Below are 13571 nucleotides of genomic sequence, written 5' to 3'. Positions count from 1 at the left end.
CGCCGCAAGCGCAACGGCTTGGGCCAACGGCACATGGCGCTGGCCCTGTCACATCATTCGGCCGCCGCCTGCTGCGGTTCTGGCAGCATGTCTTCCCTAGGCTTGAACAGCGAGGGCTGATCCCCCGCTTCGACCGGGCCCGTCTCGCCCTTGCGCTTCGACCAGAGCCCGACCAGCCAGCCCGAGAAATTCTCCATGTAGACATAGATCACCGGCGTCACGAACAGGGTCAGTGCCTGCGAGGCAAGCAGGCCGCCGACAACGGCAACGCCCAGCGGCTGGCGCAGTTCGGCGCTGGCTCCGGTGCCGAGCGCAATCGGGAACGTGCCCATCAGCGCCGCCAGCGTCGTCATCATGATCGGCCTGAACCGCATGAGGCAGGCCTTGTGGATCGACTCGGTCGCGGACATGCCGTCTCGTCGCAGTTCAAGCGCGACGTCGACCATCATGATGCCGTTCTTCTTGACGATGCCGATCAGCATCAGGATGCCGATCACCGCGATGACAGACAGATCCATGCCGGCGAAGCGCAGCGCAACGACCGCTCCGAGCACGGCCGACGGCAGGCCGGTGAGGATGGTGAGCGGGTGGATGAAGCTCTCGTAGAGGATGCCGAGCACGATGTAGATCGTCAGGATTGCGCCGCCGACCAGAAAACCCTGGTTGGCAAGAGAATCCTGGAAGGTCTTGGCCGTGCCGGCGAAGGTGGTCGAGATCACCGTCGGCATGCCGATCTGCTCCTTGAGCGCATTGATGCGCGTCACGCTGTCGCCCAGCGCCACGCCCTGCGGCAGATTGTAGGAGATGGTCACGGCTGGAAGCTGGCCGAGCTGGTTGACCGTCAGGGCGCCGGCCGTGCGATCGACCCGGGCGAAGGCGCCGAGCGGAACAAGACTGCCGCTCGCCGTCCTCATCTGGATGGCCAGCATCCGCTCGGGCGACCACTCGATCTTGGGATCGAGCTCGGTGATGACTTCGTAGCTGTCGGCCGAACCGAAGATTGTCGAAACCTGGTCGGTGCCGAACCCGCCATAGAGGGCGGAGCGCAACGTGTCGGTGTCGATACCGAGCTGGGCGGCCTTGTCGCGATCCACCACCAGCGTAGCCTGCAGCGCATTGTTCTGCAGGTCGCTGGTGACGTCGGTGAAGTTCGCATGATCGGCGGCCATCGCGTCGTTCAGTTTCTGCGCCCAAATATCGGTCAGGCCGGTATCAAGGCCCTGAACCACGAGCTGGTAGGCGCTGGCCGACGACCGCGAGCCCAGCCTCAAATTCTGCACCGGCTGCATGTAGGTCTCGATGCCCGCCACGCCGGCCAGTTGCTTGCGCAGGTCCGAAAGCACCTTCTCGATATCGGGGCGCTGGTCCTTGCCCTTAAGCTGGACGAAAAGCTGCCCCTGGTTGAGCGCATTGTTGCCGCTGCCCGCCGACCACGCCACATGGTCGACATAGGGCGAATGCGAGAAGACGCTGGCGACCTGTCCTTGCAGCCTGGACATGGCGTCGAAAGAGATGTCCTGGCGTGCGATGGTGGTCACCGATATCTGGCCGATGTCCTCCTGCGGGAAGAAACCCTTCGGCGAAGTCTGGATCAGCCACACCGACGCTGCCGCGGTGCCGACGAAAACGAGGAACACCAGGAAGGTATGCCGCAGGCAGAAGCTCAAGACCTTGTCGTAGCCGCGGGTGACGAGGTCCTGCTTATGGCCGGGGCCATGCTTGTCGCGGTCGGCTTTGGTCACCGACAGCAGCCGCGAGCACAGCATCGGCGTCAGCGTCAGCGACACGAACATCGACGCCAGGATGGCGACTGTCACCACGACGGCGAACTCGTTGAAGATGCGCCCGATGACGCCACCCATCAGCAGCACGGGGATGAACACCGCCACCAGCGAGATCGAGATCGAGATGATGGTGAAGCCGATTTCGCGCGCGCCCTTCAGCGATGCGTCGAAGGCCGACAGCCCGTCCTCCTCCATATGGCGGAAGATGTTTTCAAGCATCACGATGGCGTCGTCGACGACGAGGCCGACCGCCAGCGTCAGGCCCATCAGCGATATGTTGTCGATGGAAAAGCCGAACAGGAACATCGCGCCGAGCGTGGCGATCAGCGAGATCGGCACCGCCACGGCCGGGATGATGGTCGCCGTCACCCGGCGCAGGAACACGAAGATCACCATGACCACCAGCGCGATGGTCAACAGCAGCGTGAACTGGACGTCATCGACGGCCTGACGGATCGAACTGGAGCGGTCGTTAAGCAGCTTGATGTCGGCGGCGGCCGGCATCTGGTCCTTGAAGGACGGCAGCATGGCCTTGACCTTGTCGACGACGTCGACGGTGTTGGCGTCGGGCTGGCGCTGCACCGCCATGATGATCGCGCGCGTACCGTCATACCAGCTCGCCGTCGTCGTCGTCTGCACCGAATCGACCACACGGGTCACCTCGCCCAACCGCACGGGGTGACCGTTTTTGGTGGCGATGATGATGTTGGAGAAGCCGGCGGCGTCAGTCAGCTGCGTGTTGGCGGTGATGGTAAGCTGCTGCTTGTCGTTCTGCAGCACGCCGAGCGGCGTGTTGCTGTTGGCCGAGGCGACCGCCGCCTGCAGCTGATCGATCGAGATGCCGCGCGCGGCAAGCGCGGTCGGGTCGATCTGGATGCGCACCGCGTATTTCTGTTGGCCGAAGATCGAGACCTGCGCCACGCCGTCTATGGTCGACAGCGACGGCGAGATGACATTTTCCGCGAAAGCATCGAGGTCGGTCAGCGGAACCGTGTCGCTGACCAGCGACATCAAAAGAATCGGCGCGTCGGCCGGATTGACCTTGCGATAGCTCGGCGGCGCCGTCATCTGCGGCGGCAATGATTTCTGCGTGCGCGCGATCGCCGCCTGCACGTCGGCTGCTGCCGCGTCGATGTCGCGGTTGAGCACGAACTGGATGGCGATCGAGGTCTGGCCAAGCGAGTTCGTCGTCGAAATGGAATCGATGCCGGCGATGGTGGCGAACTGCTTGATCAGCGGCGTCGCCACCGATGTCGCCATGGTTTCCGGCGAGGCGCCGGGCAGCGAAGCCGAGACGTTGACCACCGGGAATTCGGCGCTGGGCAGTGCCGCCACCGGCAGGAATTTGTAGGCGAACAGTCCGCCCAGCACGAGGGCGAACGACATCAGAAGGGTGGCGACAGGCCTGCGTACGCAGAATTCGGAGATCATTGGGCCGCCTCGCCGGCTTTGCTCGCCTCGGCCACCTTCGGCGCGGCATCGGCCGTGGCCTTGCCCTCATGCACCGCGGCGCCGTCCTTCAGCCTCGTCTGGCCCTCAGTGACAACTTTCTCGCCGCTTTTCAGCCCCTGGCTGATGGCGCTGTTCTCGCCTTCGGTCAGCGCCACCTGCACCGGCCGCAACTCGACCGTGTTGTCCGGCTTGACGACATAGACGAACGGCCCCTTCTGGCTTGGCTGCACCGCGACCGTGGGAACCGATGTCATCTGCGGCATGATGCCGGCGTCGAGCACGACATTCACATACTGGCCTGGCCATAGCGAAAGGTCCGCATTGGGAATGCTTGCCCGCGTGGCAATCGTGCCCGACGCGGTGTCGACGCTGGAGTCGACGAAATCGAGCGTGCCCTTGCCGATCGGCGTCGGGTCGCCGTCCTTGGTCAGTGTCACCGCGCCCTGCTGCGGGTTGGCGAGCGCCTTGTGCAGCAGGGCCAGGTTACTCTCGGGAAGATTGAAGTTGACCTGCAGCGGGTCCATCTGGGTGATGGTCACCAGCGGGGTCGCCGTGCTGCTGTTGCCATTGCTGACGGTGACGAGATCGCCGACGGCGACGCTGACCGCACCCAGCCTGCCGGAAATCGGCGCCGTGATCGTGGCGAAGCCAAGCTGGACATTGTCGGCGTCGATTGTCGCCTTGTCGGCATCGACGGTCGCTGCGGCAGCCTTCTGCGCGGCGACGGCCTGGTCGTAGGTCTGCTGCGTGCCGGCCTGCTTGGCGACCAGATCCTTGGCGCGCTGGAGATCGGACTGCGAGCTGGCGAGCATCGCCTGATCCTTGGCCAGCGCCGCTTGATCCTTGGCCAGCTGCGCCTTCAGTGCCCGGTCATCGAGCGAAAACAGCAGATCGCCGGTCTTGACCATCTGCCCGTCCTTGACGTCGATGGACACGATCTGGCTGGACACCCGCGCGTTGATGTTGACGACGGCGGGAGAGGAGACGAAGCCGATCGCATAACGCCGGATCGGGAAATCGGCTGTCGAGGCGACGGCCGAGAGGATGGAGGCCGAGCGCCCGGCATTGTCGGCCTTCTTGTCCGAAGCCGCAGCCTGTTTGTCCGGCGCGGCAACCTGCTTTGCGCCGATGACCTTCTGGACCCTGCCAAGCGCGTCAGGCGAGAGATAGAGCCACCCGGCCGCACCCAGGCAGGCGACGGCCAGCAACGAAAGAACGACTTTTCCACGCATGGTCAAAGGCCCTCTCCACCCGACACGTCGTGGTCCGATGGGTTCTATTCCAGCGCGGCCCGTTGCCGCGATTTCGCCGAATAGATAGGACACGCCTTTGTCGGAAAAGGGCCAAAAGGCGGCATTACGAAGATTTAATGTGCACTGCACAATGGATGTGCAACACGTGGCGGCTCCCGATCCGCACGGTCCGCCGAGAGTGCGAATCCCGTCCCCCTACGATCGGATGGTGGCGCCCCACGGCCTATTTAAGCATCGGCCAAAGCGTCGCCGCCAGCAGCACGCCCATGGCGATGTTGAACCATTTCAGCCGCACCGGGTCCGACAGGAAGCCACGCAGCGCCGTGCCGAACCCTGCCCATACCGAGACGCTCGGCAAATTGACGATAGTGAAAGCCACGGCGATCAACACCACCGACAGGAACGGGTGCTCGGCATTGGCATAGACGGCCATGGCGGTGATCGCCATCACCCACGCCTTGGGATTGACCCACTGGAATGCGGCCGCCTCGATGAAGCGCATAGGCCGCGCGTTCGTCTCGCCCTTGCCGGTCAGCGTGCGCGACATGGCGATCTTCCACGCGAGGTACAAAAGATAGGCGCCGCCGGCGATCTTGAGCGCGGTATGCAGCGCCGGAAACGCCGTCAACACAGCGCCGAGGCCAAGACCGACGGCAAGCAGCAGCACGAGGAAACCCATGCTGATGCCCAGCATGTGCGGAACGGTTCTGACGAGGCCGAAATTCACGCCCGATGCCAGCAGCATGAGATTGTTCGGCCCCGGCGTGATCGAGGTCACGAAGGCGTAGACAAGCAGGGCAAGGAATGCGTCGAGCGACATGGATATCCTTCCTGACAAGTCAGCATCTTGTCTCTTCTCGGCGACCCCGCAAAGGCGGATGGCCTCGCTATGGAAGCTGGCTGGCGCGTTCGGCGCCAGCCCCGCCGAAGTCCTACATCGCCTGCGGGCCGCGGTTCAACGCCGCCACACCGGTGCGGCAGATTTCAACCAGGCCGAGCGGTTTCATGATGGCGATGAACTGGTCGATCTTGGAGCCCTTGCCGGTGATCTCGAAGATGAAATGCTCGGTGTTGGCGTCGATGACGCTGGCGCGGAACGCATCGGCCAGCCGCAACGCCTCGACCCGGGCCTCGCCGGTGCCGGCGACTTTGACCAGCGCCAGTTCGCGCTCCAGCGGCCGCTCCTGGCCGGATTCATGCGAACGCACGGTCAGGTCGACCACGCGGTGAACCGGCACGATGCGCTCGAGCTGGTGCTTGATCTGCTCCAGCACATGCGGCGTGCCGCGCGTCACGATGGTTATGCGCGACAAATGCTTCTCATGCTCGGTCTCGGAGACGGTCAGGCTCTCGATGTTGTAGCCACGCCCGGAAAAGAGGCCGATGACCCTGGCAAGCACGCCCGGCTCATTGTCGACCAGCACGGAAAGCGTGTGGTTTTCCGGCTTTTCCGTCTCCTTGGCGATGAAATAGGCGGAGCCGGTCGGTTGTAGCTGTGCGTTCATGACATGAATCTCGATTTCAAGCTCTTGAGCTAATTCTCTGTTTGCGCAGGGCTTTCTCGCGACAGCCCTGCCTTGGTTCTGTCGGCTACACCAGTTCCCTGCCCTTGGCGTCGATGGCATTGGCCACCGCCTCGTCGGTCGCCTCGTCGGGCAAGAGCATCTCATTGTGCGCCTTGCCCGACGGAATCATCGGGAAGCAGTTGGCGAGCGTCGCCACGCGGCAGTCGAACAGCACCGGCTTCCTGACCGAGATCATCTCCTTGATCGCATCGTCCAGTTCGTCCGGCTTCTCGCAGCGAATGCCGTGTCCGCCATAGGCCTCGGCCAGCTTGACGAAGTCAGGCATCGCCTCGGTGTAGGAATGCGACAGCCGGTTGCCGTGCAGCAACTGCTGCCACTGCCGCACCATGCCCATATACTGGTTGTTGAGGATGAAGATCTTGATCGGCGCGTCGTGCTGCACGGCCGCGCTCATCTCCTGCATCGTCATCTGCACGGAGGCGTCGCCGGCAATGTCGATGACCAGCGCGTCCGGATGCGCAATCTGCACACCGAGCGCCGCCGGCAGGCCGTAACCCATCGTGCCCAGCCCGCCTGACGTCATCCAGCGGTTCGGCTTCTCGAAATGATAGTGCTGCGCCGCCCACATCTGGTGCTGGCCGACCTCGGTGGTGATGTAGGTGTCCAGCCCCTTGGTCAGTTCGTAGAGCCGCTCGATCGCGTATTGCGGCATGATCACGTCGTTGTTCATCTTGTAGGCGAGCGAGTCGCGCGCACGCCATTTGGCGATCTGCTCCCACCAAGGGTAGAGCGCCTTCTTGTCGGCCTTGGCGCTCGCGCGCCACAGCCGCACCATATCCTCCAGCACCCGGCCGACATCGCCGATGATCGGCACCTCGGTGTGAACGTTCTTGTTGATCGACGATGGATCGATGTCGATGTGGATCTTCTTCGAATTCGGCGAGAACGCGGTCAGCCGACCGGTGATGCGGTCGTCGAAACGCGCGCCGATGCAGATCATCACGTCGCAGTCATGCATGGCCATGTTGGCTTCATAGGTGCCGTGCATGCCGAGCATGCCCATCCAGTTCTTGCCCGATGCCGGATAGGCACCGAGGCCCATCAGCGTCGAGGTAATCGGGAAACCGGTAAGATCGACCAGTTCGCGCAGCAGATGGCTCGCTTCCGGGCCGGAATTGATGACGCCGCCGCCGCTATAGATGATCGGCTTCTTGGCGCTGGCCATCAGCTCGACCGCCGCCTTGACCTTTTCCAGGTCGCCCTGGACCTTAGGCTGGTAGCTGGTGCGCGGCGCGATCTGCGGCGGGACGTAGAATCCCCTGGCGAACTGCACGTCCTTCGGAATATCGACGACGACCGGACCCGGACGGCCGGTGGTCGCGACATGGAAAGCCTCGTGGATGGTGGCGGCGAGTTCGTTGACGTCCTTCACCAGCCAATTGTGCTTGGTGCAGGGGCGCGTGATGCCGACCGTATCGCATTCCTGAAAAGCGTCGGAGCCGATCAGCGAGGTCGGCACCTGCCCCGTCAGGCAGACCAGCGGGATCGAATCCATCAGCGCGTCCTGCAGCGGCGTCACCGCATTGGTGGCGCCGGGGCCGGAGGTCACCAGCATGACGCCGGCCTTGCCGGTCGAACGCGCATAGCCTTCGGCCGCATGGCCGGCGCCCTGCTCGTGGCGCACCAGTATGTGCTCGACATCGTCCTGCTGGAAGATCTCGTCATAGATCGGAAGGACAGCGCCGCCGGGATAGCCGAAGACATGCTTGACGCCATTGTCCTTCAGCGCCTGCACCACCATTTCGGCACCTGTCATCTCGCGCCGCTCGTTCTGTCCGTTGCTCATCGGTCTGGTCCCGTACTGTCGCCATTTGGCGTTTGCTGGTCGTTTAGTCGTGTTTCAGGCAATAAAAAAGGCCCCCGAGGGAGCCTGTGTCTTGCGCATGGGGGGTTTTCGCCCGGCGGTTACACCGCCTTGCCCACGCGCTTTCCTACGAGAATGAGTGCCGTTTTCATGGTGGCGGACACTAAGGGCGGGAAAGGCGGCCTGTCAACGGGAAAAATCGCGCCGGCGCGCGCAGCGTGCCGACGCGACTGCGGTGTCAGCCCGGCGCCTTGCAGCGGGAAACGCGCGGATCGCATTTGGACGCCTTCCTGGCCTGCATCTTTGCTGGCGGATGGTGGGGTGCCACCCTTGCCGGGGCATGGTGCTGGGGCATGCGCATTGCCAGCGCTTGCTGATGCGGCTTTTGTTGCTCGGCTCCGCGTGCAAGACGCTGCCCCGAAACCGGCTTGGGCGAAACCGGCTTGCGCGAAACCGATTTGGGCGAACCCCGGTTGAGCGACGATTTGACAACGATGCGTCCGTCGCCCGCGGTCCTGTCGGCATGCAGCTTGAGCGCATCGGCCTTCGCGCCGTTGCCGGCGGCCATCCGCTTGCTCACCGGCTTCACGACCACCGGATTGCTGGCAGTCACCGCGCCGGGGGAATTGGCCTTGTTGCCGGTCGCAGTCTTGGGACCCGCCAGGATTTGCCCGTTCCCCTTTGTATTGCCGGCAAGCCTCTTGATCTCGGCGCCCCTGGAAACATCGAGCCGTGCACTGGCAAACACGCCTTTGCGAGGCGGAACCAGTTTTGCCGCCTTGATCGATTCGATGACGGGCTTCGGGAGTTGCTGCAGCCGGGGTCCGGCATTAATTGCAACGACCTGATTGCCAAGTCGCACGCGCGGTGCATTGTTGACCACGACCGTCTGGTTGATGATCGTCGTGTTGCGCATAATGACGACGTTCTCCTGCACCGGCCGCACCACCCTGACCAGATCGACCGCGCCGATCGCCGCCACAGGCACGAAACACCACCAGGCGTCGTCGAAGGCGACACCGACGTCGGGCGGCGCTGGAGCCCAGCCGACATCATTGCCGCCCTGACGCCACACCACCCAGGCTGGCGCCCATTGATCGCCGGCGATCCACACCCAGCCGAAATCGGGATCGTAGGCCCAGCGGCCATAGTGATAGACGACATCGCCGAATGGCTCAGTGGACTGCCAGTACCAGCCATCGTCGGTCCAGACCCACCTGCCTTCGGTGTAGGGCCGCCATTCGGTACGGACCGAGGGAACCCAGACATCGCCGAAGCGGCTGGAGGTTCGCCATCCGCCATAGTTCGAAAGCCTTTCGCGGACGGTGACGGCAATTTCCGCCGCATGCGCCTGCGTTCCGGGCAGCACCAGCGGGCCGGTCAGGGTCGCGCTCAAGGCCATGACCGCGGCCATTGCTGCTGCGCGTCCACGCCGGCCGAGGGAGCGACATGAAGACGCTTGGATAAAAGGTGTGATGATCATAACGGGCTCCAGAGTTCCGCATCCAGAAAATCCCGGGAACCGCGCTGTTGCCCGCCACCGCTTCCCGGATTCTCACCGATCGGTTGTCATCGGCCCCGGTGACCGCATTGCGGCATTTGACCATCAATTCTGCGCGACCGGCGCGGCATTCACAAATGGAACGTTCGTTTCCGGCGCCGGAGCGATTCCGAAACCGCCCGGCGATCTCATTTCTAGGATAGACCATTGAAATCGCTGGAAACTATGGTGGGGCGTGACGAGGGCCGCCATCTCTGACGATACTTGATCGTCCGGCGGCAAGCCCGGCGGAGCGACCACCATGACGATCTGGATTTCACGGGAGGAAACCTGATGCTCGACAAGCCCTCTAGCAAGAACACGGCCCCTAGCAAGAAACTGTCCGACCTGCTCGATCAATTCGGCGCCGCGCTTGCTGCCAATGACATCGAGAAGGCGGTCGATTGCTTTCAAGATGATTGCTACTGGCGCGACCTCGTTACCTTCACCTGGAACATCAAGACCATGGAAGGCCGCGACCAGATCCGCGACATGCTGAAAAGCCAATTGTCGAACACCAGGCCGTCGCACTTCGCCATCGCCAAGGGCGAGGACGCGACCGAGAGCGGCGAACTGATCGAGGGCTGGATCAGCTTCGAGACGGAGGTGGCACGCGGCTTCGGCCATGTCAGGCTGAAGAACGGCAAGATCTGGACACTGCTGACCACCATGGCCGAACTGAAAGGCCATGAGGAGCCGGCAGGCTTCGCGCGGCCGATGGGCGCCAGGCACGGCTCGGGCAAGAACCGTCCGACATGGAAAGAAGAACGCGAGAGGGAAGCCGCCGAGCTCGGCTTCAAGACCCAGCCCTATACAGTCATCATCGGCGGCGGCCAGGGCGGCATCGCGCTCGGCGCGCGGCTGCGGCAGCTTGGCGTGCCGACCATCATCATCGAGAAAAACGAGCGGGCCGGCGACAGCTGGCGCAAGCGCTACAAATCGCTCTGTCTGCATGACCCGGTCTGGTACGACCATCTGCCCTATATCGATTTCCCCAAGAACTGGCCGGTCTTCTCGCCCAAGGACAAGATCGGCGACTGGCTGGAAATGTACGCCAAGGTGATGGAGCTGAATTACTGGTCCTCGACCGAGGCCAAAAGCGCGTCCTATGACGACAAGACGAAGGAATGGACCGTCGTCGTCCACCGCGACGGCAAGGACATCACGCTGAAGCCCAAGCAGCTGGTGCTGGCAACCGGACAGTCCGGCAAGGCCAATCTGCCGAAATTCAAGGGCATGGAGACCTTCAAGGGCGACCAGCACCACTCGTCGAAGCATCCGGGTCCCGACGCCTATGCCGGCAAAAAGGCCGTTGTCATCGGATCCAACAATTCCGCCCATGACATCGCAGCGGCACTTTGGGAAGCCGGCGCCGACGTCACCATGGTGCAGCGCTCGAGTACCCATATCTCCAGGTCCGACACGTTGATGGAAATCGGACTGGGTTCGCTCTATTCGGAGCAGGCGCTGCAGAATGGCATCACCACCGCCAAGGCCGATCTCATCTTCGCTTCGCTGCCCTACAAGATCCTGCACGAGTTCCAGATCCCGGCCTATGCCGAGATGAAGAAACGCGATGCGGCGTTCTACAAGGGATTGGAAAAGGCGGGTTTCATGCTCGACTGGGGCGACGACGAGTCCGGCCTGTTCATGAAGTACCTCAGGCGCGGCTCTGGCTATTACATCGATGTTGGCGCCTCGCAGCTGGTTATCGATGGTTCGATCAAGCTGAAGAGCGGCGTCGACGTCGAAGAGATCAAGCAGCACTCTGTTCTGCTCGGCGACGGGTCGGAACTGCCTGCGGACCTCATCGTCTATGCCACGGGCTACGGCTCGATGAACGGCTGGGCCGCCGATCTGATATCCCGCGAAACCGCCGACAAGGTCGGCAAATGCTGGGGCCTCGGCTCGAACACCACCAAGGATCCCGGCCCCTGGGAAGGTGAGCTGCGCAACATGTGGAAGCCGACGCAACAGGAGGCGCTGTGGTTCCACGGCGGCAATCTGCACCAGTCACGACACTATTCGCAGTTCCTGGCGCTGCAGTTGAAAGCCAGGCAGGCCGGCTTGGCGACGCCGGTCTACGGGCTGCAGCAGGTGCACCACAAGGGATAGGCGAGCGCCATTCCTGCGGAGTAAAAAAGGAAGGAGGCATGGCTTGCACCCTGCCTCCTTCCTTCGAGGGAATTACGCCGGCTTACCCGCGGCGAACTGCGTCACCACCCGCTGCAGCAGCGGCACGTAATCGCGAAACGCCCGTGTCTTCATGTTGGCGATCTTGCCGCTCTCGTCCCAGATGCGGACCCGGACCGCTTCCTCGTGGAACGGGTTCTTGCGGAACTCGGCCACTTCATCGGCGCTCATCGGCCCGCCCTGCAGCGACAGCGTATGCACCGAGGCCTGCGACAGCCTGCCGAAATAGGTCGGGTCGGTGGCGCAGAGATAGCGCTTGGCCGCGACATGCAGCCTGACGCATTCGACGATGACCGGCGGAAAGAACGGCGCCAGCACCTCGCCGCCGGCCTCGTCATGATGCTTGTCCTCGACATCCTCGGGCGAATAGGTGCCGAACTCGCTGGTGTAGTGGCCGATGTCGTGCAGCAGCGCCGCCGCCACCAGCTCGTCCGGCGCGCCGTCCTGCTCGGCGAACCAGGCGCCCTGCAGCATGTGCTCCGACATGGTGACGGGTTCGCCGAGATAGGATTCGGCACCCCGGCGCTCGAAGATGTCGGCGATGAACTCGACGATGGTGTCCGCGTTCAAATCCTGGCCGCTCATTCCGCCGCCTCCTTGAACCCATGCTCGATTGCGGCCAGCGTCGACAGCAGACCGTCCTTGTCTGCGTAACAGCCCTGCAGCCAGCGCTTGCCGGTACCGGAAAACGCTTTGCGGGCATGCATAACGCGCGTGTTGTCGACGATGAACGCCTGCCCCGCTTCGAGCTTGAACGTCACCTCGAAGGATGTATCCTCGATCAGTTCCGCAAACCGGCGATAGGCGGCGTAGTACGCTTCCATATCGCTGAACGGCACGTCGACCGTCGGCGCCAGGGAGCGGTTGTTGAAGCGGATGCAAATCAGCTCGCCATCGGGCCCGAGCTCGATCATCGGCCGCTTCGCCTGCAGCCGCACGCCGGAAGAGCCGGCATATTCGAAGCGCGCCGGGCATGAGCTCAACAGGCGGAAGCCTTCGGGGTTCTCAGCCTGCAGCGCAGCCGCGACGGCAAACCCGTCGACGACACTGGACTCGCCGCCCTCAACCGTATTTTCGATGCAGGACAGAATCTGCAGCGTCGGCACAGGGTCGCGATAGGGGTTGTCGGTGTGCGCCTGGAGGCCGAGATTCGTGTAGGCGAGATTGTTCGGATTGACCTCGGCGCGCACTTCGAACCAGCGTCCGTAATTGGTCTCCCTGATGTAGCCGAACAGATCGGACACTTTGCACAGCGCCCCGGATTCGGTCGGCAGATCGTCCATCACCGCGAAGCCATAGGTTTTCACCGCCGACAGCCATTGCCCCAGCACAGCACGATCGCGGCTGGCCGCAACATAGCCGGCGCGCGGTACCGAATTCTGCATCGAGGCCTTGGTCCATCGCACGGTGGCCTCGCCTGTCCAGCCCGGCTGGCGGCCTGCGTCACGATCATAGGCATTGGCGCTCAGCCATGCCGCGGGAAAGCTGACCGTCTTCTGCTCGGGCACGAAGCTGACTTCCAGGGCGCCGCCTTTGATCGACGCGGCGCCGATCCTGGTGTTGGCGGGAATGTCGAGAATGGTGATGAGCCGTTGACCATTGCCGGCGCTGCGCGTCTTGTCGTCCAGCGCATTGTCGCGCAGCCACATGGCGTGAAAACGGCTGCGCGACCCGTCCTGCCAGCCAAGGTCGATTGTTCTGCCTTCGTCGCCGATCAGCGCGTGGGTGAGCATGGAGATCCTGTTCATTGCGTCCCCCGCAGCCTGATCCGCAGGGTTTCGATTGCATGTTGATCGCGCGACAGGCATAACTCAAATTATCATTTTTTAGCCAATGACCTCAGAATACTAATGGCTCGTACAAATACACCCGTGCCGCCTCTGGACTGGCTGCGCAGTTTCGAGGCGGCGGCGCGGCTGTCGAATTTCACCGCGGCGGCAGCCGAGCTCGGTCTCACCC

At 63.1% G+C, this 13571-nt stretch carries 9 protein-coding genes and 1 pseudogene; 2 read left to right on the top strand and 8 right to left on the bottom strand.

Features of this window, described 5'->3' with window-relative positions:
* Nucleotides 1–53: 53 nt before the first annotated feature.
* From EOB80_RS18670 to EOB80_RS18645, 6 genes are all read right to left on the bottom strand, one after another.
* Complete coding sequence (locus EOB80_RS18670) at nucleotides 54–3215, bottom strand: efflux RND transporter permease subunit (protein WP_127328934.1); 3162 nt, start codon at nucleotides 3213–3215, stop codon at nucleotides 54–56.
* Nucleotides 3212–4468, bottom strand: a complete 1257-nt coding sequence (locus EOB80_RS18665; protein WP_127328933.1) for an efflux RND transporter periplasmic adaptor subunit — start codon at nucleotides 4466–4468, stop codon at nucleotides 3212–3214. Before EOB80_RS18665 ends, EOB80_RS18670 begins: the two co-directional genes overlap by 4 nt.
* 244 nt (nucleotides 4469–4712) lie before the next feature.
* Complete coding sequence (locus EOB80_RS18660) at nucleotides 4713–5309, bottom strand: LysE family translocator (RefSeq protein WP_127271476.1); 597 nt, start codon at nucleotides 5307–5309, stop codon at nucleotides 4713–4715.
* Nucleotides 5310–5421: 112 nt separating this feature from the next.
* Nucleotides 5422–5994, bottom strand: coding sequence for an acetolactate synthase small subunit (gene ilvN / locus EOB80_RS18655; protein WP_023757090.1), 573 nt, complete (start codon nucleotides 5992–5994; stop codon nucleotides 5422–5424).
* 85 nt (nucleotides 5995–6079) lie between these two features.
* Entirely contained in the window at nucleotides 6080–7861 is a 1782-nt protein-coding gene (locus tag EOB80_RS18650; RefSeq protein WP_127328932.1) for an acetolactate synthase 3 large subunit, read from the bottom strand.
* A 256-nt stretch (nucleotides 7862–8117) separates the two neighbouring features.
* Entirely contained in the window at nucleotides 8118–9293 is a 1176-nt protein-coding gene (locus tag EOB80_RS18645; RefSeq protein WP_127328931.1) for a DUF6600 domain-containing protein, read from the bottom strand.
* Nucleotides 9294–9713: 420 nt separating this feature from the next.
* Here EOB80_RS18645 and EOB80_RS18640 point away from each other — a divergent pair, with 420 nt between their 5' ends.
* Entirely contained in the window at nucleotides 9714–11534 is a 1821-nt protein-coding gene (locus tag EOB80_RS18640) for an NAD(P)/FAD-dependent oxidoreductase (protein ID WP_127328930.1), read from the top strand.
* A gap of 72 nt (nucleotides 11535–11606) precedes the next feature.
* Here EOB80_RS18640 and EOB80_RS18635 read toward each other — a convergent pair whose 3' ends face one another.
* Nucleotides 11607–12197, bottom strand: a complete 591-nt coding sequence (locus EOB80_RS18635; protein ID WP_127268622.1) for an HD domain-containing protein — start codon at nucleotides 12195–12197, stop codon at nucleotides 11607–11609.
* Entirely contained in the window at nucleotides 12194–13360 is a 1167-nt protein-coding gene (locus EOB80_RS18630; RefSeq protein ID WP_245466382.1) for a gamma-butyrobetaine dioxygenase, read from the bottom strand. Before EOB80_RS18630 ends, EOB80_RS18635 begins: the two co-directional genes overlap by 4 nt.
* 102 nt (nucleotides 13361–13462) lie before the next feature.
* Here EOB80_RS18630 and EOB80_RS35355 point away from each other — a divergent pair.
* Nucleotides 13463–13571: pseudogene (locus EOB80_RS35355) on the top strand (LysR family transcriptional regulator); the annotation flags it as partial.

Origin of the sequence: Mesorhizobium sp. M7A.F.Ca.MR.245.00.0.0 (assembly GCF_003997415.1) — a bacterium.
GTDB lineage: Bacteria > Pseudomonadota > Alphaproteobacteria > Rhizobiales > Rhizobiaceae > Mesorhizobium.
This window is presented reverse-complemented; position numbering and strand designations above follow the sequence as displayed.